Genomic DNA, 21,511 nt, shown 5'->3' on the forward strand with positions numbered 1-21,511 from the left:
AAATAAACTTCGAGTAATTTCTACCATCAATCAATGAAAATAATTTCGATCGATCAACCGGTAAAAATCCACACAAGTTGTTCTTCATAATCTCTTAATGATCTTCTTGCCACTTCGTCAGCAGCAAGCTAGGTCGGCTATATTACTCTCTATCTCTAGAAAGTCAACAGGTTTTATTGATTATTTTCAAACTTCTTCAAGATTTCCAGATTACACCCTTTAGGCTAAATCCTTGTTTCTCAACAAGCTTTAATCAACATCACCGCCGATGGATGTGCATTCTACAGTATTTCAGGTCAGGCGCAACCCCTTTTCCGCTTTATTTTATAAATAACACCTCGACTGTTTATTTATTCTACAAAATAAAGGGTTTTTCTTATTTTTTGCACGCAAAAGGTACTGTATTGACCAATTCATCACGCATTTTTTCTTCTTTATCTTTTTCCTGCCAGTTCAATGAACGACAATCGATATATTCGCAGTAGCCACTTTCGCCCATTTCTTCATGATGATTAATTTTGATTTGATATTTAAAGCTACCTACATAGCCAGCAGCCAAACCAAATTTAAAATCTCCGCGACTTTGTGCCTGAACTGAAATACAGGTGCCATCTTTTCCTTCATAGCCCCATTCAAATTCACGCGGCAAATACATGTATTGTCCATTCGGCGTTTTTACCTTCGGATAAACACGATGGACTTTAAAACGCACATTATGGTCGAACATTTGTGCCACGCCCGTCTTGGCATCGCGTAAATACAAACGTGATTGCACAATGCTATTAAAAGGGTCACGAATTTGCGCTAACAACAGCTGACGATTATTTTCCAGATTAATAATTTGATAAGTAAAAAATGCGAGTGGCAAATAGGAAAAGTTAATCGAACGTGCATATTCGAAACAGCCCATTTGCTGAATTTCAAATGTCTGCCCTTTATAGATAATCTGACCTTCACATTGACATAATGCGGACCAGTGATCTGCCAAGCCCATACGTAACTTGGTAAAATAAGAAATAATATTACTGGTGGTCACCGATAAATCAAAACTTAGCTCTTTATCTTCACGCTGAATCCGAAAATGCGGAAAACTTCCTGAAATTAATTCCCGATCTGCAAATTTGAAATATTCTTTTTTAAACTGGCATTCTTTTTCAACAGAATAGGAATTTAATTGTCCCCTCATATGTGGACTGACACTGGCAATAGTAGTCGCTGTATCTAAAGCAGTGGAATGAATTGCACTTTCATTGCGAAGCATGGGGACATTGGGCTGACCAATCACACTCAGAAAGTTTAAGTAATGTAATGGCGCAGGCAAATTCGGAATCATCAAGCCTTGATGAATAATTTTATATCGCCCTTTTTGCGCATGATAAGCCAACTGCGCCTGAGATGGAGCCTGATTGAGTTGTTTAGACTGATCAAATAAATCTTGAAACAACTGCATATCATGCTCCTTTTTATTTTCAGTATAGATGTCTCATTTTTATATCGGGGTGTTTTTTCTGGCCATAAATGTCGTTACGAAACCAGAGAGTGCGTAGATAATAGAAATGACTAAAATACCTACTGGAATATTATAAGTAATCGCGGCAAAGATAAATACAGCGATAGGTAACACCGCAAAAGGCACGCGTTTACGATCAAATGTTTTAAATGAATAATATTTAATATTCGAGATCATCAACAAGCCGACTGCCACAATGAGTACGGCATTGATGATTTGAATACCGACTTCACGCAAATCAAAAATTGCAGGGAAATCACGTCCCACCCAGACCAGGGTGATAATCAAAATGGCGGCCAACGGACTTGCGACACCAATAAAGTAGCGTTTATCGACCACACCAATTTGTACATTAAAGCGGGCTAAGCGGAATGCGGCACATGCGGTATAAACAAAACAACATGCCAGACCGATACGACCTAAATCATGCAAGCTCCAGCTGTACATTAGAATAGCCGGTGCCACACCAAACGCTAACAAGTCGGACAAAGAGTCATATTGTTCACCAAAAGCACTTTGTGCGCCAATCGCGCGAGCAACCCGACCATCTAAACCATCTAACAACGCTGCAAGAAAAATAGCGTAAATCGCTTGGGTGAAATCACCATTCATACTGGCAATGATAGAGTAAAACCCCGACAGCAATGCTGCTGTCGTGATCAGATTCGGCCACAGATAGATGCCACGACGTTTCACCTTTTGTCCCTCATGGGTTTGCTCTTCTTCTTCCACTTCAAAAGTGATGCCATCAAAACCATGTTCATCACGTGTAGAAGATTCACTTTCAGGTTTATTTATACTTGTCATTCTTGTCGATCCTAACTGTAACCGTATCTCTCTTAAAGGTATATCTTATTCGCCAACTAACCAGCGTACAGCGGCATGCCCACCATTTTCACTCATGCGTAAATGCGGGAACAACCATTGTAGTGCTTCATCAGCATCCTGTGAGAATTTCCACGGTGGATTAATCACAAGCAAACCACAACCATTCAAGCCCACTGGGGTATCGTCTGGCCATACACAAATTTCACACACCAATTGACGGCGAATACCGGTTTTCATCATTTTCTTTTCAAAACGATCAATCATGGCGCGGTCTTTAATTGGATACCAAACTGCAAAACAACCTGTAGGCCATTTTTTATGTGCAGTCGCCAACAATTCTACCAATTGAGGGAAATCTTTACGTTCTAATTCGTAAGGAGGATCGATCATCACCAAACCGCGTTTTTCTTTCGGTGGGATAACCCCTAACAAACCTTCATAAGCATCACGTTGATGCAGACCTGCACGGCGATCACGAATATTGAAATACAATTCTTGAAAAACTTCTTTTTGCATTTCGAAAATTGTCGCTTTATCAATATCGCGCATCCCTTCTAGTGCAAACCAAGGTGAACCTGGATAAGCACCCTTGCCTGAACCGGCACGCATATCTTCAACGATTTTAAGATATTGCTTCACACCTTCAGGGGCATTACGGATAATTGAATCATCAAGCTTTACCAAACGATGAATACCGTTTAAAAACTCACCTGATTTTTGTGCAGCAGCTGTAGATAAATCATATTTACCTGCACCACCATGCGTATCGATATAGCGATATGGTTTATCTTTGGCATTTAAACGTGTTAAAAGTTGGAGCAATAACACATGCTTCATAACATCGGCAAAGTTGCCTGCATGGAAATGGTGACGGTAATTCATGTTTCTTTAATTCCTATAATCAACGGACATTTTAGCATGAAAAAATGTTTCATTCCGAAGGATATCTTGCTCTAGAATACGCCACCTTTCTCCAGATTGTATTTGAGTATCTGTGTATGGATGCAATTCACCTCCCAAAGTCATGGAATGTTGATCAAATTGTTGAAGATTTAGATCAACAGGGTTTTACAATCATTGACAATGCCTACCCTCAAGACTATGTACTTGCTTTAGCTGAAGAATGCACTTCCAATTTAAACCGTTTTCGGGATGCAGCCATTCAAAGTGGCGTGGTCAGCAAAATCCGCAGTGACCATATTCTATGGATTAGCGAAGAACTAGAAATCGCACAACATCACATTGAAACACTTAAAGAAATCTCTCAAGTATTAAATCAAAATTTTTATTTAGGCATACAAGAAGTCGAAGCACATTTTGCCTGCTATAACGCGGGAGAATATTACGCTTTGCATCGCGACAATCCACAGGGCAAAAATGGTCGTATTGTTTCTACGGTCTATTATTTGCATGAAGATTGGCAAGATGACTGGGGTGGAGAATTGCATCTAGAGGATAAAAATGGACAATGGCATACCATTCAACCCAAACCGAATCGTATTGCGATGTTCCAAAGCGATTTATTGCATGAAGTAATTAAAGCCAAGCATCAACGCTTATCGATTACCGCATGGTTACGTAGTGGTAATGTCTTGTTCTAATTGTTTATTATAAAAGTAGGATGCTGCATTTGCCTTTAAATTCCTGGTTTTGCCCCTATATACTGATTATTCATCAATGAGGTATTGGCTAATGTTTGAAAATACAAAAAAAATTATCGAGCGTATCGGTGAGACAGATCAATTGTATTTGGAAAACAATACGCCTGATCTCGCCTTAGAACGTGCTGATTTGCGTTTACAACTGGTGGTTATAAGCAATTTACGTCAAGAACAGATTCATTTTCTACAAGAAGCCGTGGTTCTGTTAGAACAGGCACGGATTGAATATGAAGAAATGCCGATGCGGTTGTATTTGAATCTGTCTTTACATCTGGCTAAAGCCTATATGCTGTATTTCGAAATCACCAAGGAACAGCGTTTTGCTTTAATTACCCAGCAGATTTTAAAACCCCTATCGCAACATGAACATAGTGATATCTATTTTTTCCTTGCCTATGCATCGGTTTCTAAAAATCAAATTGCTTTAACTCGACATTGGTTAACTAAATACAGTAAATCTGTAGACTTTGATTTAGAACTATTACAGCAGCATCCTTCGTTTAAGGTGGTACGTAAAGAAATCTGGTTTGTGAAACTGCTGCAAAGCAAATTGCACTAATTGCAGAAAATAAAAAACTCTCCTAAATGGAGAGTTTTTATATGAGAAAGCTTTTTTAAAAATTTATTCTAACTTTAAGCCATTTGTAATTTATTGGCATTCAGATGCAGTTGCTGATTAAGCTCATCAATCCAGATGACCCACTCATCCGCATCTTCGACCAAATAACGAATCAGAAATTCACGCTGAGACTTATTCCAGAAAGGTGCATCGTGTAAATTTTGATTTGCAGGTAATTGATGGGTACGTATAAAAAGCTCAATGGCTGCAGGGCTATTAGCCAATCCCAACTGCGAAAACAATAATTCTAAGGATGGTTTATTACTCATCATCTTTGCAAACTCCTTATTCGTTAAATTGTCATTTATTATTCAATTAACTTATAAGAAATATCAGAAAAATAATAGTCATCACTTTAATTATGTTGTTTCAATTTGTGATTAAAAATTTATCTTATTTATGTGGCTGATATTCAGTATGTAATTGCTCATTTAAGATATCCACCACCATTGCCCATTCATCATCTTTTTTCCAATGACTGATCAGAAAATCATGCTGTGCTGGCGTCCAGAATGGAGCATGATGCAAAGCGACATCCATCGTCAATTGATGAGTCTCTATGAACTGATCAATTGCTTCTTGGCTCGCATCGAGACCCAATTGTTCGAACAAGAGTTCTAATGTGGGTTGCTGATCAAACATGTCATTCTCCTTAAGCTGTTATTATTAGCCTTTAAATTAAACTGAAATGCCTGAAAATTCAGTTGTTACTGCATCACAGCTTGTTATTTTTTGTTCAACAGGAAATTTCAGGCATAAAAAAGCACCCCAAATGGAGTGCTTTTTTAACTTAATCTAGAAGATTAAATTATTTAAGCATGTCAGCAATTGCTGCGCGCTCTTCTTCAAGTTCGTTCAACGTGAAGTTGATACGTTCACGGCTGAATTCGTCGATTTCAAGACCTTGAACGATTTTGTATTCACCGTTTTCAGTCGTTACAGGGAAACCGAACATCACGCCTTCAGGAATACCATAAGAACCGTCAGAAGGAATACCCATAGTTACCCATTCGCCGTTTGTGCCAAGAGCCCAATCGCGCATATGGTCGATTGCAGCATTTGCAGCAGAAGCAGCAGAAGACAAACCACGTGCTTCGATGATCGCAGCACCACGTTTACCAACAGTCGGAAGGAATACGTTAGCATTCCATTCTTGGTCGTTGATCATGTCTTTAACGCTTTCGCCGTTGATAGTCGCAAAACGGTAGTCAGCATACATTGTTGGAGAGTGGTTACCCCAAACTGTAAGGTTTTTGATGTCTTTAACCGCTTTACCAGTTTTAGCAGCAATTTGAGATGCAGCACGGTTGTGGTCAAGACGTAACATTGCAGTGAAGTTTTTCGCTGGAAGATCTGGAGCAGATTTCATAGCGATGTAAGCATTCGTGTTTGCAGGGTTACCTACAACAAGTACTTTAACGTCACGGCTAGCAACTTCGTTGAGTGCTTGACCTTGACCGATGAAAATTTCACCGTTCACTTTCAACAAGTCAGCACGTTCCATACCTGGACCACGTGGACGTGAACCAACCAATAACGCGTAGTCAGCATCTTTGAATGCAACTTTTGGATCATCAGTACCGATCATGTCTTCTAAAAGAGGAAATGCGCAGTCTTGAAGTTCCATCATCACGCCTTTAAGCGCTTGTTGAGCTTTCTCAAAAGGAACTTCTAACAATTGTAAAATAACCGGTTGATCTTTACCTAGCATCTCGCCGCTTGCGATACGGAATAGTAAGCTATAACCAATTTGACCTGCAGCACCAGTAACGGCAACACGAACGGCTTGCTTCATCTAATTATCTCCAATTGAGGATAGTCAATGCGATTAAATAGTTAGTCCATTTAATCTAATAATCATAAACGCCCAAGATTGTACTCCAATCATTGGACTGATGCATGCAAAAGAGATAGAACTTCAACAAAAGTCTGATAGGAAATACAAATAAAATATGGCAAAAAACTTAGTAAGAACCTTTTATGGTGAAGGAATTCGGACAATTCGTTTCAACTGTTGTTGAACACTGTTTGTACTGCCCATTCGGTTTATAACAAAGTTTGACTTCTGTCAGAATGGGTGTTCCATTTACAGACGCGCAATTAAACTTAATTGCACTCACCGGCATAGCCGGATTTAAACGTAAAAACTGCAAGCGAAGGTTGGTCACATGCATGGTCCGATTTTCAGGACTGGTTAATTCAGTAGGTACTTTTAGACGTTCTGCATAATTAATTACAGTACGAAAATATTGACTTGCATTCATCGGCACACACCCACCAATCGCCTGCCAAAGTTGAACTCGCGCACCTTCATCCGGCATGACGCGTGCCACCACTTTCGCCTGTAGTGGTGATAAAGCTGCTGAAGCTGCCGTTTTACACTCGGGTTCTGAAGTTTCGGGCAATAAACCTGAAATATTAAGAGCATAGCCTTCTAAACATTTTCGTTTTTTTGATTTTTGATTATCCAACATACACACCGCAGGCGTCATTTGTACCACCATCACATACCCTTGCACTGGCGCTGCAAAAATATGAGATGAAGACAGCCCTAGGCCTGCACCGCTCATGACGAACAGTGCCAACCTGGCTAAAACTGGCGTGTAGTCAAAAAAAATCATTAATAACCCAAACCCCATCAACAAAATTAAAATTTAAGGATTTATTCTCAATGGAATGATATTCATTCTTTTTTCAATAGATTGTGCACCTTGCCCAAGTAAAACCCCATAATGAGTCGCATTGGTCATCACATGTTTTACATAATCACGGGTTTCCGTGAGTGGAATGGTTTCAGTATATTGATCCGCGGCAATAGACTGCGAATCGGGTTGCCAACGACGTGCCCGGTTTGGACCTGCGTTATAACCTGCTGTGGCTAGAACAGGACTACTGCTCAATTGGCTCTGAATCATGGATAAATAAAAGGTGCCATAACGAATATTGGTATTCATATCAGATAGTGCAGCCGGGTTATAGGTTTCACCCATCTGACGTGCCACCAGTTTTGCGGTATCCGGCATAATCTGCATTAGCCCCCCCGCGCCCACATGTGAACGTGCACCGGTATTAAAACGACTTTCTTGACGCATAAGTCCATACGCCCATGCAGGATCGATCCCTGCATTACGACTATGGCTCACTACATAATTCTGATGTGGCATGGCATAACGATATGAATAATTATGTTTATTTTCAGTGCGATCGGCAGCATAGATTGCTCGATCATACCAGCCCATATCCGTAGCACGTTTCGCTGCGGCAAGCAGCAAGCCATCATCCTGTTTTAAATAGGCCTGACGAACCGCCCAATTCCATTCGCGATTAATATAATTATCGGGTGCATTGACACGGCGTAAAGCAAAGGCACGACTAAAATGAATATCCTGGCTTAAGCGCTGCACATCACTATTGGAGGGTTGAACATTATTCGGAATATTGTTGTAACTTTGCCCCAGTTTATCTTTGGCCAATAAGTTATGATAATCATCACCTTGCGCCAATTTTTTAAAGATTTCCTGTGCAGTTCGTTTAGAGCTTGCATCTCCGCGCTGCTCGGAAGCACGTGCCAACCAATATTGCCAACGATCTTCCTGTTTTTGGGTCACGCTCATGGCATCAATGGCACGAATTAAACTTTCCCAGCTACTAAAACGAATGGCTTGGCGTGCATAAATTTCCGCTTCTTCTGAACTGAATGGCAATCCATAACTGGCATCCAGATAATTCAGCACTTCACGATTGAAGTTGTTTTTCATCACCGTAGTACCGCCAATATAGCCCACAGCACGGTATAACGCTTTTTGCACCTGTACCGGTGTGCCTTGGGCAGCGTTTTGCACTGAAGATATTGCAGTATTTAAATCACTATCTGCTAAACGCCCCATCGCAAAAACTAAATAGGCATGATCAGCAGTTGATGTCTTAGGTGCAGACCATAAGTAATTTAGAGGATTGGCTTGAATTTGATTGAGTTGCGCGAGCGATAAACTCATACCCAAGGTTTGTGCTGTAGCTAAAGCCTGACCGGATTGACCTGCGCGCAGCTGTCCCCACAGGCGTTGCTGTCTATCCTGCTCGGTCATGAGTGGACTGGAAAGCATCATGCGACCTAGACCGGTACATGATTCAGGTTGTGAATTGGTGGTGAGCCAAACATCTTTATATTCAGCAAAAACCAGCGGATCGCCCGACTTTGCTCGGACTTGTGCCACTGCACAACTTTCGGCCTGATCCGGATTGGTGACATACTGCAAAACCGGTTGCGCGGTTGCAAAATCGGCTTGTTTTACTTTTTCTTCGACATAATCTGCTGCCAATTTTTCGGCCATGGCGGATTGCGGATAACGCTGTGCGAAGTTAACAATATTACTGGAAGGTTGTGCGGATAAATTCGCGTTCAGTGACCAATATTCAGGGTAATAACCCAACACATCATTTTGCATAGAGGCTTGGTATTGTTGTAATAATCCAGTATTTCCTGCATTGGCCGCTTGTAAAGCAGCATTAAATTGTTCATCTGCTGCATGGGTAATAGAAACGAAACCCGTTGATGCCAAACTTAAAGCAAGCATTTTATAATATTTTTTATTGATTACCCGATTAAACATATGCTTACCTTCTGTCATTTAGTATTGCCTTGGTCGCACCTAATCATTTTTAAGTAGTTTAATTATTATTAAACTACTCTACTGTTCTGTTATGTAACCTTATGATTAGACAATATTAATTTTCAATCATTTTTACTCCATAAATCAATCTTATTGTCGGTTTATTTATATCTATAAGTTTAGCCGCTATTCCTGCTAAAATATGCGCCTTTCTTCTATTCAAATCACAATTTCAAAAGATTAAGCCAGCACGCTCTTCTTGAATAATTTTCAATTAACGATTGAAATAAAAAAAGGGAAACTGCTAGCCCGACCCAAAATATGGAAAATCTAAAATTGTGATTTCTTCAATTTATCCTTTAGGAGCCTACATGACGGTTCAAACCTTCATTCCAAATAGTGCCCAAGCTGCTTCAGAAAACACTGTTACCCAGCCACAGCACACCCCAGCCGACGGATCAGTGAAAAAACTGTATATCGAAACGCAAGGGTGTCAGATGAATGAGTATGACAGTCATCGTATGGCAGACCTGTTGGGCGACTCACACGGTTATGTGTTAACGACTGATCCGAAGGAAGCCGATATTCTGCTAATGAATACCTGTTCGATTCGTGAAAAAGCCCAAGAGAAAGTGTTCTCTGAACTGGGTCGCTGGCGCAAACTGAAAGAAAAAAATCCTGACCTGGTGATTGGGGTTGGCGGTTGTGTGGCTTCGCAAGAAGGCGACAATATTCAAAAACGTGCGCCTTATGTCGATATGGTTTTTGGCCCACAAACCTTGCACCGTTTACCGCAAATGCTGGATCAGCATAGCGATCAAATTGAAAAACCAAAGAAAGATAAAATCAAGCTGGTGGATATTTCTTTCCCGGACATCGAAAAATTCGACTTTTTACCTGAACCGCGTGTTGAAGGTTACAAAGCTTTTGTTTCGATTATGGAAGGCTGTTCAAAATACTGTTCTTTCTGCGTGGTGCCTTATACCCGTGGTGAGGAAGTTTCACGTCCTTTAGATGACGTACTTGCTGAAATTGCAGGTTTGGCTGAAAAAGGCGTACGTGAAATTTCGCTACTCGGTCAAAACGTCAATGGCTACCGTGGTGAAACGTTTGAAGGCAATATCTGTACATTTGCAGATTTACTGCGTTTAGTCGCTGAAATTCCGGGCATTGGTCGTTTACGTTACACCACTTCACATCCGCTTGAATTTAATGATGATTTAATTCAGTGTTACCGTGATTTACCACAAATGGTTTCACATCTGCATTTGCCAGTACAAAGTGGTTCAAACGATGTATTGAAAGCGATGAAACGTAACCACACCATCGATGTCTATATCGAGAAGATTAAAAAGTTACGTGCAGTCCGCCCTGATATGCATTTATCTTCAGACTTTATTATTGGCTTCCCCGGTGAAACTGATGAACATTTTGAAGAAACCTATCAATTCATCAAAGATTTGGATTTCGACCATTCATATAGCTTTATCTATTCAAAACGTCCGGGTACGCCAGCATCTGAATTACCAGACAGTACTCCTGAAGATGTGAAAAAAGAACGTCTTGGCAAAGTACAAAAATGGATCAAACGCTCAAGTATTGATAAAACAGATGCCATGCTTGGCACCATCCAACGTGTTCTTATTGAAAAAGTTTCCGACAAAGATCCAAACCTGTTGGTGGGTACTGCCGATAACACCCGTTATGTATCCTTCATTGGTGATCCAGCTTGGGTTGGGCGTTTTGCAGAGATTGAGATTACCGAAATTAAAACTTTGAATTTTGTTTACGGTGAGCTATTGAATCTTGAGCCTGACGTGGCGTAATGTAAGGTGATCAGTAAGATCATTTTATAAGGAATTCTCTTGACTGCAGCGATTCGACGTACAGTAAATTTTCCTGGTGTTTCAATGGAGCGTTTAAAAGGCATGCTTGGTGCTTATAACGGTCACTTGAAACAAATCGAACAACGTTTAGATGTCCAAATTTCCCATCGAGGTGATGTATTTTTCATCGATGGGAAACTCGATGCAGTAGAGAGAGCCGAAACCCTCTTGATGCGTCTGTATGAAGAAACTGAAATTACCCAGCAAATTAGTGCTGACACCTTGCATCTGATGATTCAAGGTAGTCAGACGGATCGTGAATTACAGATTGATCCAGATCAGGAACATACCGGTCTGGATGATGTCTGGTTACAAACCCGTAAAGGTCGCATTAATCCGCGTGGCGCGAATCAAAAACGCTATGTACAACGTATTTTACAAAGTGATATTTCATTTGGTATTGGTCCTGCCGGTACAGGTAAAACTTACCTTGCTGTGGCAGCGGCAGTCGACATGCTGGAACGCAATGAAATTCAGCGTATTCTGCTGGTTCGTCCTGCGGTAGAAGCCGGTGAAAAACTCGGCTTTTTACCGGGTGATTTAAGCCAGAAAATCGATCCATATTTGCGCCCGCTTTACGATGCCCTGTATGAAATGCTGGGCTTTGAAAAAGTTGCCAAACTGATTGAACGTCAAGTGATTGAAGTTGCGCCCCTCGCCTATATGCGTGGTCGTACCCTCAATCATTCTTTCGTGATTTTAGATGAAGCGCAAAACACCACACCTGAACAGATGAAAATGTTTCTGACCCGTTTAGGTTTTGGTTCACGCGCGGTGATTACCGGTGACATTACGCAGGTCGATTTACCGCGTGGTCACCAATCTGGTCTAGCGCATTGTTTACGTGTACTTGAGCCAATTGCTGAAATTCATATCACTCGTTTCCATTCTCGTGACGTGGTTCGTCATCAGCTGGTACAAAAAATTGTCGAAGCGTATGAAGGATGGGACAGTGAACAACACCGTCTTAGTGCTGAAGCACGTGCAGAACGCAAAGCGCGTCAGGAAGCCTTGATTGCTGAAAATAATGCGGCTGCCGATGCCCAAGACTAAGATCATTTAAGGATTCATTTTGAAACTTAGTCTCTCGCTCCAACAAGACTTTCAAGCTCCAGAGCTTGTGCTGAAACGTGCTTATATCAAGAAAGTGATTGAAACAGCACTTCGTTATATCGATGTCGATCAAGATTGCGAAATCGGGATTGCCTGTGTTGATAATGACGAAAGTCATAAATTGAATTTGGAATATCGCCAAAAAGACAAACCGACCAATGTGTTGTCTTTCCCCAGTGATATTCCAGAAGAAATTTTACCCATGCTTAATGCATGGCCGATGGGTGATTTGGTGATTTGCATTCCTGTGGTTTTGCAAGAAGCCATTGATCAAAGCAAAACTCCAATTGAGCATTTCACCCATATGCTGGTTCATGGTGTATTGCACTTAATGGGCTATGACCATGAAACTTCAGAAGCAGATGCTGAAGAAATGGAAGCTTTGGAAATTAAAATTTTGGCAAAGTTGGGATTTGATAATCCTTATACAGAGCAAGACTAAAACCCATTCAATAAAAAAGCGGGCTTAGGCTCGCTTTTTTAATGCCTTATATTCTCTCTCCTTTTTAAAGAAGAGGATTAGGGAGAGGATTTATTTCCATACGATTTCTACCAATATTCTTATAGAAACATAGAAAACCCCTATTTTTTCATACCTTTTTAAACCAGATTGACTATTCTTTGCTTGCAAAAGAAACATCGTCTCCCTTATAAAAGAGCAACCTCAATAAAATAAAAAATAATACAGAATGAAATACATTGTAATTTTTAAAGCAAAAATAAATGTTTTAGATGATGAATATTCTAGAACAGCCCAACTTTTACGTGAAAAAGCACTTACACAATTCAATTGCCAAAAATTTGAAGCGATCACCGAAAATGACTTTGAGATTGCACTGTCATATTGGAACTCTTTAGAAGATATTCAAACTTGGCATAAAGATGCAGAACATCAAGTTGCGCAGCGTTTAGGCAAAGAAAAATGGTATAAAAGTTTTAGTGTTGAAATTTGTGAAATTCAGAAAAGTTATACGGACTTAAATGCTAAATGACAATTAATTAGAACAAAATTCATTTATAAATTATTAATCTTCTCATTCCTCTTCAAAAGAGAACTCTATTTTACTTATTCTCCCTCACCCCCTTGCGGAACAATATTCCTCATCCCATAGGGAGAGGGAGTCTTATTAGATGATTAACGCACTTCAAACTCTGCTTCAGCCGGATCAAAACGCCAGGTTCTGACAATACGCAGTTCTGAAATATCTTTCATGCCTTGATCAAAACCACCAAAGGGTGCCGCTTTACGCACCGAGGTTTTTGCGGCTTCATCCAATAAAGCATGACCGGAACTATCAATCAGGCGAATGGCACGAATCCCGCCATTTCTATTCAAAATCACCATTAAACGAACTTCTCCTGCCAAGCGTTGCACTTTTGCAGCATCGGGATAATAACGGTTACCGTAAAATTCAACTTTTTGACGGAATTTTTCTAAATAAGCGGCTGAAATATCCTGCTTGGCTTGAATACCATCTACAGTTTTAATCTTTTGCTGACGGCTAAAATTTTGCTGACGTTGTAAATATTGCGCTTCCAAACTTGCCACCATCGCGGCTTTAGCTTGGAACTGACTATTCAGCGCTTCCATGGCCTTTTTACGCTGATTCTGTTCAGCTTCCTTTTTCCAGCTTAAAGTCGTCATTAAGACTTTTTCTTCAAAGCTTAATTCACGCTTTTGCTGTAATCGTTCTAAACTTTCTTGTTGTTGCTCACCTGCACTTTGTTCAAGCATCGGTGCTGGCATATCACTCGACATGCGATGTGCTTCGCGGAAGGTTCCAGAGCCTTGCTGATCTGCCTGCGCAAGAAAATCGGCATTTTCAACTTTATCTTTACTCGGGCGTAAAGTCACCGCAATTTCTTTCACTGCTGCATCACTTTCTTCCGGCATTGCAAATTGCAGTGTCAAAATCATTAAATGTAGAATGGCAGCCAAAATAACTGCGCTTGTGAAAATAGGATCTTTCCACCATACATACATTAAAGGTGCAAAACTGATTTTCTTAAGCATCACATTAAACCGACAAAATGTCTGGTCCCCAAACTGCATAAAGCAGTATAAAATAAACACAGTCTTCATTTTTGAATAAAAAACGAGAATTCAATCAACAAGCGAACTGTAGACAATTAAAATCATGAAAATGGTGCAATTAATTTTGCTAAACTGCAAGATTGAATACTTGTATTTTTAATACTTTTCGACAAAATCCATCATCTCTCGAAGCCTAAGAAGATTCACTTGCTAGGATGCCCCATATGCAAACGCTAATATCCAATATCTCGAAACGTATACGTCAAGTGTACCAAAAAGCCGAGGGATTTATTGAAGATGAGCGTGAATTTCCATTATCTCAAGTTTTTCTGAATGCAACGTTCCAGCGTTTTGTGACTGACAATGTCTCTATGTTGAAAGATTTACATGCCGATCTGCATGATGACTGGCTACGCTTATATGCAACGATGGATGTCAAAGGTTTATACATCACCCTTTCAGTCGATTTAAAACTGGTGCAGATGGAGCTGAATAAAGACACCCAGCTTATTGTGTTTGAACAAATCAGTGACACCGAAGTGATTGAAGCAAAATACAAAAATATATTTCAAAAGCTTGCTGTAAAATTTGCTTTATTTTTCTACCAAAAAGTCTTAAATCAAGATCCTTTGGGCATGATTCTGGAAAAGCTCAATGTCATTAAGGTCAAAGATGATTTACTGCATTTAGACCTCAACCGCTGGCTGGGTAAAAAGCGTTCCATCATCGACACTTTAGCCAAAGTCCATGTCAACCATGCGGTTTTACGTGAAGCTGAACTGGTGGTTATGGGCAATGTGAATCTGACTGCGCTATTTAGAAAAATGTCCGAAGAACCGGTGGATGATTGGGATATAGCAGATCTTGCTGAAACTGAAGTCAGTCCGCTTAAACAAAAATAAGCTGAATTTTTTTTCATGATTAAAATCTGTATTTTTAACTGGAAAAAAACTACATAAAGATACAGATTAGACAAAATTTCGAATTTTATCTTCATAATCAAAGCGCATAATAGCAATCAAGCAAAAAAATGCACTTTATTCAAACTTCATAGGAACACTTTACTTATGGCTCACAATGTATTGAAAACAATCGCGTTAGCATCTGGTGTAAGCACTACACTGTTGTTTGCTGGTTTCTCAAGCCAAGCATTTGCCATGAGTCCATTCCAGGCAAGTTATCAATTTAGCTATAATGGCAAAAATATGGGCTCGGCAACGCGTACTTTAAGTAAGTCGGGGAATAACTGGACTTATGTTTTTGCTGCCAAAGCAGGTGCTATTGCTTCTGCAACGGAAACCAGTCATTTTAGCTTAAATGGTAACAATATCATTTCAAACAACTTTAGCCGAAGCAGCAAAATTTTGGTGCACAACAACACCATGAGCATTAAATTTAATCCAAATGCTAAAACCATTAACACCAAGAAAGATGACAAAGCACGTTCTTTTGCTTGGAAATCTGGTGTTCTGGATGAGCTAAATGCTGAATTGCAACTTCGTGAAGACTTAAAAGCTTCAGGCTTAAAATCAAGTTATGCAATTGCCGATGCCAAAGAAGTTGAATCACGTCGCTTTGTAAAACAAGGCACTGAAAAAGTTAAAACCTCTTACGGTACGTTTGACACCATTAAAGTGGTGATGAAACATGACAAACCAAACCGCGATACGATTTTCTGGTTAGCACCTAAACTTGACTATGTTCCAGTGAAAGTTTCTCACCAAGATGGCAAAACATCGTATGGTTTGTTGTTAACAGGCTATAAAGGCTCAATGAATTAATCGATTTGATCAATTTCGCTTGCATTTTTTGAGAGCCTTTTTAAAATACGCTTTTGCTTGAAAAAGCATCTGCCCTTAGAGGAATTCTCCCGTGCACGCACTAGAACAGAAAATCTTAAGTGAAGGTATCGTTCTATCTGATCAAGTTCTGAAAGTTGATGCTTTCTTGAATCATCAAATTGACCCTGTATTAATGCAGCAAATTGGTAAAGAATTTGCTGCTCGTTTTAAAGATGCAGGTATCACGAAGATTATCACTATCGAAGCTTCTGGTATTGCTCCAGCAGTAATGGCAGGTTTAGAACTTGGCGTGCCTGTAATCTTTGCACGTAAATATCAATCTTTAACTTTAAAAGATGATTTATATCGCTCTAAAGTTTTCTCTTTCACCAAACAGATTGAAAGTACCATTGCGATTTCAAACAAGCACATTAACTCTAGCGATAAAGCGTTAGTGATTGATGACTTCTTGGCAAATGGTCAAGCAGCTTTAGGTCTTGCTGATTTAATTCATCAGGCAAAAGCTGAAGTTGTGGGTATTGGTATTGTGATTGAAAAATCTTTCCAGCCAGGTCGCCAATTGTTACTTGATAAGGGTTACCGTGTTGAATCTTTAGCACGTGTTAAATCTTTAGAGAATGGTACTGTTGAATTTGTTCGTGACTGAGTTTCGAATTGAATTTTAAAAAGAGCGCTTAGGCGCTCTTTTTTTATATTAATCTTTTAGAGGTTATTCATTAATTAAAATATCTATGCGATTAACTATAGTCAAGTCTGACTACACGTTGTTTCCAACTTTCTCATGTACGAACAGCCCCCCTCGTATCTTTAAATTGAAATTGACTTAATTCTGATTTTTGACGTGCTAAAGCTACATCTGTTTGAGTGATGATGTGTGTTCTCATACACGTATGTGCAAATATTTCATTTACTTTTTTCAGAAGCTAGAGGGTTGTCATAAATTACTCCACCCTACTTTTTTACCAAATCCTCAATGGGTTTTATGTATTCCACTTGAGTCCGTCTACATTACCCGCTTCAGGATGAGATGTAAGAAAATCTGAAATTCATTGTACTTTTTTTCTAATGATCCGATTGAAATGAGCTTCCAGAATAAGTACTACTATGGAATAGATTAATGCCGCTATATGCGATCATTAAATCAACAATTTATATTCATATTATTGTAAGATAAAAAGGTCTAACTATCCGCAAATAGTTAGACCCTGAATCATATTGAAGGGTGGATTTATTTTACGGTCACTGTAATGCTGCCTGTATTCACAGCGCCGATTGCTGAAGTTTTGATGCCGTCAATATGATTCTCGAATCCTCTTGTATTTACAGATGCATCAATAGCGCCAGTATTAATGGCTAAATTCGCTGCGCTGTAATTACTCAGGGTTTCAGAGAATTGATCATAAACGTCGGTATTCAGTGATGCACTGATAGAGCTTTCGAGCTCTGACGACCGTTCAGAACGCCACTCTTCTAAAGTACGCGCCGCACTTCTTTCAGCATCAAGAGTTGCCTCTAATGTCCCCGTACTCACAGCACTCAGGTTACCTTGCTGTAAGCTGATACTTCCTGTGTTCACGGCACCCAGTGCTGAAGTTTCTATCGCAAGTTTATCTCCCACATTATTTAGTGAATTAAAACGCCCCTCTGTGTTGACGGTTGCATCAATATTATTGGTATTAATGGCTAGGTTAAGCGCACTACCATTTGCAGTCCTTTGAGATAAAAGGTTTAGGGTCGATTGCAAACCAGTATCTACAGTTACATTATTATCTTGAGCATTTGCCATAACTGCACTGGACAGGAAGGCGACGGATAAGGCGATTGTTTTGATAGTCTTATTCATAGTTATTTTCCTTTTCTAGTTTTGAAGTACTTCTCGCTAAGTACTTCTTTTTATAATGGGAGCGAGCCCATTTTTTATATATTTTTCAATCACGCTGAGTGGTTGACCAATAATTTTCTACAACCTCTGGGTTGACATCCCACAGCATCGAAGTCTTCTCATTTTCTTTTTCTTTATTGCCTTTTTCTTCATTCATTTTGCTTGAAGAAGATGAGCCTTGTTTCTTGCTGATGTATTTAATCAGGTCTTGTTTGCTCATTTCAGGCTCGCCTTCAGGATTTTGAATCACCTCAGATTCTTTATTTTTAGGCGGCTTGGTATCTTTACTGGGTGAGTTGGTCGATTTATTTTTTTCATTAGATGAACTTGTATTATCTGAGGATGACTCCAGAAGAGATCTACTTGAATCCGCAGTGTTTTGTTTCTGGCTTTCCTTATATTTATACAAGGCAACAGAACTTCGCGTTAAACTTAAGCGGCCAAATTCAGGCGGTATTTCAGTGCGGCAGCTTTCAAATGTTGCAGGCGGAATAACCTGACTGAGCAATTCAAAGGTTGCCAGATTCAACATTTGGCGCAAAGCAAAGTTTGTTGCCTCCCGCTCTCCTTTACCGACCTGAATGTTCAATAAAGTATGGCCAGCGAACCTGCCTGCACTTATGCCGTAATCTTGTGCGGCAATTTGCTTCTGCAGTGAAACATTGGCAACGACTTTACTGCTGCGTGTATCGGTCAGAGATAAATCTAAACCGACCATAATCCGGGTTTGGCTATAATTGGGACCGACACCGCCAATCTGCATGTCCAGACCGCCGCCAGGAATAAAATCCAAACTGTTAATACTGCCTGTCACATAATAATCAGAAGCCTTAATTTGCCTTGGGTCGCGAATTCCCCACTTGGCTTCGCTTTCTATAATACGAGGATCACGCCGGTTCAATAAGCTAACACCAGCCTGAAATAACGCAGATTGCACCATATCTCCCGCACCTTGGGTCACCATTTTGCCACTGCCGCCATTCGTCACTACATCTTTGCCGGTTTGGTCTAAAATTGCTCCAACAGAGAAATTGACATCATTGCGCAGTTGTCCTTTCAGGCAAGATAAGGCCATATCAAAAGGGGTAAAAATATCGGTAATTGGTGGCCCCTGCACCAGACTGACAGGCTCCTTGTTTGAAAGTGCCATCCCCGTACACCCTGTCAGAAGATGGCTAAAAATGATCAAGATGCTCACAGAAGATATTTGTCTTCTATTCAACCGAGGGAAATTCAGCATAGTGACTCTCCCCCTGGTTGGGTGCTTAAGTTAGGGCATTGCTGATTATTTTGAGTGGTATTTGAATTTACAGATCCGTCATTCGCAGTATCATTCGAAATGTCTACACCGTTATTTGAACCATTTATATTCACATTGCTAGTAGCTGAATTAACTGTACCTATAGAACTTGTCGATGTGCTATTTATTGTGGTTTTTCCTAGTCCAGAATAATAATCTGAATCCATGAGTTCAATCAGATTTGCTTGGACTAAATTCTCATTGGAACGATTACTTGATGCTTTCCAGCGCTGACTCCACTCATCAGATGTTGCATAAGTGTTACTCAGAAAACATAAGCAAAATAAACCCACATTGATCACTGATATTCTCATGATGTTTGCCATCCTTTGAGCTAAGATGTTTATTTATTTTTCGTTGAGTAATATTTAATTAGTAATGTTTAATTTCTATAACAAACATTAAATCACATAAAAAAAACAAAAGGCGAAACGTATCAGGATTTACATGTTTCTTGTTTGTAAAGATAAAACATCTTGTTGTTTTAATTAATAAATTGTTATTTGTTGTTTATTTTTGAATTGTAAGAAATCATGATGTAACAAATTTTAAAATCTATACTTCACATAAATAATCGAACTTAATTAATATATTTTTAATATTAATAATAGTAAAAATTTTCGAAAAGAAAGACTAAACTTGTCAAACCAATTCAGTTTTATGAAACGGTTAACTTTGATTTTATTAGAGCTTCTATTTTAATGTGAACTAGATAGTGATTTATTAAAAATATAATAAAACAATCACACTTAAGATTATTTATAAGGGAATTCTGATATAAATATGGATTTTTGCAAGCATCACTTCAGGCTCCGTATGCTTCAACCAAAGATACCCATGTAATTAAGCGTAAAGAAATGACCAGTGAGCATATCTATGTTTTGAGTTGTGAATATTCAGAGGGGAATTTTCATCGTTTTAGGACTCATCATTACCCAAAAATGATTTAAGGATGGCCAAAGTTAGATGAAGCAGCAAGGTATTTACAACTCAGATAAACTTCTATGACTTTCATTCAGCTAGAATCAAGTTGGTATGAAATGTTCCTGACATCATAAGATAGAGGATACATACTGTTCTTGTTTATTGTTAATGACCTATTATCTTGGAAAAGTACCCATACTCACTTTCTTGCAAGATAAATAAAAGATGAATATTTGATGGAAAAATCTATGCAATGTCCTAAATGCGGATCTTCTGAAGTTGAGAAACGAGATCACGAGAAAAACATCAAGACAATAAGCGGAATCCTTCTTACTTCTGCTGGGGCAACCGCAGGAACAGTCGGTGGTGCGGCAACTGGCGCATCAGCTGGGGCAGCAATTGGCGCTGTCGCTGGGCCATTAGGTGTTATTTTCGGTGGAACCGTAGGGACTTTTGTAGGTGCAATTGCCGCTGGTGTCACTGGCGGTATGTTAGGTAATATCTTCGGGAAAAAAGCCGGTGTGATTATCGATAAAAATGTGTTCTTAGATTATAAATGTTTAAAGTGCAATCATCGTTTTAAAGAAAAAGTATAACGATTCAACGCTTAAATTTTATCCTGTAATTTAAAAAGACCATTCATTTTAGAATGGTCTTTTTATTTTTTATATATCGATAGAAATTCTATTTAGAATAGTCACCTATTTAAGTTCCCTTTCCACTTTAGAAAATTATGAATTTGCTTGTAATTTTTTAACCACATCACCCAAACGTTTTCCCTGCTCTTCGCACAGGACTTTTTCATCTTGGCTTAAGCCCAAATCGTGGCGTGGACCACTGACATGACTTGCACCATACGGCGTACCACCCGATTTAGTATTGGATAACGCTGGATTAGCATTTGGTAGCCCCATAATCATCATGCCATGATGGAACAATGGTGGAAGCATAGTCAGCAAGGTACTTTCCTGTCCACCATGCATGGAACCCGATGAGGTAAATACACAGGCAGGTTTTTGATGTAAAGCTCCATTTAACCAAAGGCTTGTGGTCTGGTCCCAAAAATACTTCATCTCAGATGCCATATTGCCAAAACGTGTTGGCGAACCCAAAGCCAAACCCGAACAATTCGCCAAATCATCTAAAGTACAATAAATATCCCCTTTAGCAGGAATACTTAGTTCAGCTTCTTTAACCACTGTCGATAAATTTGGAACAGTGCGAATTTTTACCGCCATACCTGCAGATTCAATACCATTGGCAATTAAATGCGCCATTTCTTTAGTCGAACCATATTTGCTGTAATATAAAACAAGGACATAAGACTGCATAATTTTTATA

The 21,511-nt window shown here is 39.5% G+C and carries 23 protein-coding genes; 10 read left to right on the forward strand and 13 right to left on the reverse strand.

Annotated features, from left to right (window positions below; genetic code table 11):
• Positions 1 to 376: 376 nt before the first annotated feature.
• The 3 genes from HLH14_RS07745 to HLH14_RS07755 are packed head-to-tail and all read right to left on the reverse strand — an operon-like array spanning position 377 to position 3,220.
• Positions 377 to 1,450: a DUF6670 family protein gene (locus HLH14_RS07745; RefSeq protein WP_067723734.1), complete on the reverse strand. Its 1,074-nt coding sequence runs from the start codon at positions 1,448 to 1,450 to the stop codon at positions 377 to 379.
• Positions 1,451 to 1,489: 39 nt separating this feature from the next.
• Entirely contained in the window at positions 1,490 to 2,317 is an 828-nt protein-coding gene (gene pssA, locus HLH14_RS07750) for a CDP-diacylglycerol--serine O-phosphatidyltransferase (protein WP_067723735.1), read from the reverse strand.
• Between the two features lie 45 nt (positions 2,318 to 2,362).
• On the reverse strand, positions 2,363 to 3,220 hold the full coding sequence (locus HLH14_RS07755; RefSeq protein WP_067723736.1) for a 23S rRNA (adenine(2030)-N(6))-methyltransferase RlmJ: 858 nt from the start codon (positions 3,218 to 3,220) through the stop codon (positions 2,363 to 2,365).
• 116 nt (positions 3,221 to 3,336) lie between these two features.
• Between HLH14_RS07755 and HLH14_RS07760 the strand changes: the two genes are divergently transcribed.
• Both HLH14_RS07760 and HLH14_RS07765 read left to right on the forward strand, forming a co-directional pair.
• On the forward strand, positions 3,337 to 3,939 hold the full coding sequence (locus HLH14_RS07760) for a 2OG-Fe(II) oxygenase (RefSeq protein WP_171532881.1): 603 nt from the start codon (positions 3,337 to 3,339) through the stop codon (positions 3,937 to 3,939).
• Positions 3,940 to 4,030: 91 nt separating this feature from the next.
• A complete protein-coding gene (locus tag HLH14_RS07765; protein ID WP_067723738.1) occupies positions 4,031 to 4,558 on the forward strand; it encodes a hypothetical protein in 528 nt (175 codons plus the stop codon).
• A gap of 74 nt (positions 4,559 to 4,632) precedes the next feature.
• Here the strand turns inward: HLH14_RS07765 and HLH14_RS07770 are convergent, their stop codons facing one another.
• The 5 genes from HLH14_RS07770 to HLH14_RS07790 form a co-directional block, all read right to left on the reverse strand.
• Entirely contained in the window at positions 4,633 to 4,887 is a 255-nt protein-coding gene (locus HLH14_RS07770; protein WP_067723795.1) for a DUF2789 family protein, read from the reverse strand.
• 124 nt (positions 4,888 to 5,011) lie between these two features.
• Positions 5,012 to 5,260, reverse strand: coding sequence for a DUF2789 family protein (locus HLH14_RS07775; protein ID WP_067723739.1), 249 nt, complete (start codon positions 5,258 to 5,260; stop codon positions 5,012 to 5,014).
• A gap of 166 nt (positions 5,261 to 5,426) precedes the next feature.
• Entirely contained in the window at positions 5,427 to 6,413 is a 987-nt protein-coding gene (locus tag HLH14_RS07780; RefSeq protein ID WP_067723740.1) for a malate dehydrogenase, read from the reverse strand.
• A gap of 169 nt (positions 6,414 to 6,582) precedes the next feature.
• Positions 6,583 to 7,239 carry a ribonuclease T2 family protein gene (locus tag HLH14_RS07785; protein ID WP_067723741.1) on the reverse strand — a complete coding sequence of 219 codons (657 nt, stop codon included), beginning with the start codon at positions 7,237 to 7,239 and terminating at the stop codon, positions 6,583 to 6,585.
• Positions 7,240 to 7,272: 33 nt separating this feature from the next.
• On the reverse strand, positions 7,273 to 9,192 hold the full coding sequence (locus tag HLH14_RS07790; RefSeq protein ID WP_171255160.1) for a lytic transglycosylase domain-containing protein: 1,920 nt from the start codon (positions 9,190 to 9,192) through the stop codon (positions 7,273 to 7,275).
• Positions 9,193 to 9,599: 407 nt separating this feature from the next.
• Between HLH14_RS07790 and miaB the strand changes: the two genes are divergently transcribed.
• From miaB to HLH14_RS07810, 4 genes are all read left to right on the forward strand, one after another.
• Positions 9,600 to 11,054, forward strand: coding sequence for a tRNA (N6-isopentenyl adenosine(37)-C2)-methylthiotransferase MiaB (gene miaB, locus HLH14_RS07795; protein WP_067723743.1), 1,455 nt, complete (start codon positions 9,600 to 9,602; stop codon positions 11,052 to 11,054).
• A 39-nt stretch (positions 11,055 to 11,093) separates the two neighbouring features.
• Entirely contained in the window at positions 11,094 to 12,167 is a 1,074-nt protein-coding gene (locus HLH14_RS07800) for a PhoH family protein (protein ID WP_067723744.1), read from the forward strand.
• 19 nt (positions 12,168 to 12,186) lie between these two features.
• Entirely contained in the window at positions 12,187 to 12,669 is a 483-nt protein-coding gene (gene ybeY, locus HLH14_RS07805) for an rRNA maturation RNase YbeY (RefSeq protein ID WP_067723745.1), read from the forward strand.
• A 247-nt stretch (positions 12,670 to 12,916) separates the two neighbouring features.
• Complete coding sequence (locus HLH14_RS07810; protein WP_067723746.1) at positions 12,917 to 13,219, forward strand: antibiotic biosynthesis monooxygenase family protein; 303 nt, start codon at positions 12,917 to 12,919, stop codon at positions 13,217 to 13,219.
• 143 nt (positions 13,220 to 13,362) lie between these two features.
• Here the strand turns inward: HLH14_RS07810 and HLH14_RS07815 are convergent, their stop codons facing one another.
• The gene (locus HLH14_RS07815; protein WP_067723747.1) at positions 13,363 to 14,241 is read right to left on the reverse strand and encodes an energy transducer TonB; all 879 of its coding nucleotides are present in this window, start codon (positions 14,239 to 14,241) and stop codon (positions 13,363 to 13,365) included.
• Between the two features lie 245 nt (positions 14,242 to 14,486).
• Between HLH14_RS07815 and HLH14_RS07820 the strand changes: the two genes are divergently transcribed.
• The 3 genes from HLH14_RS07820 (at position 14,487) to HLH14_RS07830 (ending at position 16,710) form a co-directional block, all read left to right on the forward strand.
• A complete protein-coding gene (locus HLH14_RS07820) occupies positions 14,487 to 15,164 on the forward strand; it encodes a hypothetical protein (protein ID WP_067723748.1) in 678 nt (225 codons plus the stop codon).
• Between the two features lie 165 nt (positions 15,165 to 15,329).
• Positions 15,330 to 16,043: a DUF3108 domain-containing protein gene (locus HLH14_RS07825; RefSeq protein ID WP_067723749.1), complete on the forward strand. Its 714-nt coding sequence runs from the start codon at positions 15,330 to 15,332 to the stop codon at positions 16,041 to 16,043.
• Between the two features lie 91 nt (positions 16,044 to 16,134).
• Positions 16,135 to 16,710 (forward strand): xanthine phosphoribosyltransferase, encoded by a 576-nt coding sequence (locus HLH14_RS07830; RefSeq protein ID WP_067723750.1) that lies wholly within the window; start codon positions 16,135 to 16,137, stop codon positions 16,708 to 16,710.
• Positions 16,711 to 17,292: 582 nt separating this feature from the next.
• On the opposite strand, the gene HLH14_RS07835 is transcribed toward HLH14_RS07830, so the two are convergent.
• The 3 genes from HLH14_RS07835 to HLH14_RS15955 form a co-directional block, all read right to left on the reverse strand.
• A complete protein-coding gene (locus HLH14_RS07835) occupies positions 17,293 to 17,907 on the reverse strand; it encodes a hypothetical protein (RefSeq protein WP_067723751.1) in 615 nt (204 codons plus the stop codon).
• Positions 17,908 to 17,992: 85 nt separating this feature from the next.
• Positions 17,993 to 19,186 carry a CsgG/HfaB family protein gene (locus tag HLH14_RS07840; protein WP_067723752.1) on the reverse strand — a complete coding sequence of 398 codons (1,194 nt, stop codon included), beginning with the start codon at positions 19,184 to 19,186 and terminating at the stop codon, positions 17,993 to 17,995.
• Positions 19,180 to 19,560 (reverse strand): hypothetical protein, encoded by a 381-nt coding sequence (locus HLH14_RS15955; RefSeq protein ID WP_067723753.1) that lies wholly within the window; start codon positions 19,558 to 19,560, stop codon positions 19,180 to 19,182. Before HLH14_RS15955 ends, HLH14_RS07840 begins: the two co-directional genes overlap by 7 nt.
• Positions 19,561 to 20,406: 846 nt before the next feature.
• Between HLH14_RS15955 and HLH14_RS07845 the strand changes: the two genes are divergently transcribed.
• Positions 20,407 to 20,766: a hypothetical protein gene (locus HLH14_RS07845; protein ID WP_067723754.1), complete on the forward strand. Its 360-nt coding sequence runs from the start codon at positions 20,407 to 20,409 to the stop codon at positions 20,764 to 20,766.
• 135 nt (positions 20,767 to 20,901) lie between these two features.
• Here the strand turns inward: HLH14_RS07845 and wrbA are convergent, their stop codons facing one another.
• Positions 20,902 to 21,501 (reverse strand): NAD(P)H:quinone oxidoreductase, encoded by a 600-nt coding sequence (gene wrbA, locus HLH14_RS07850; RefSeq protein ID WP_067723755.1) that lies wholly within the window; start codon positions 21,499 to 21,501, stop codon positions 20,902 to 20,904.
• Between the last annotated feature and the right edge of the window lie 10 nt (positions 21,502 to 21,511).

The organism is Acinetobacter terrae, from assembly GCF_013004375.1.
Taxonomy (GTDB): domain Bacteria; phylum Pseudomonadota; class Gammaproteobacteria; order Pseudomonadales; family Moraxellaceae; genus Acinetobacter; species Acinetobacter terrae.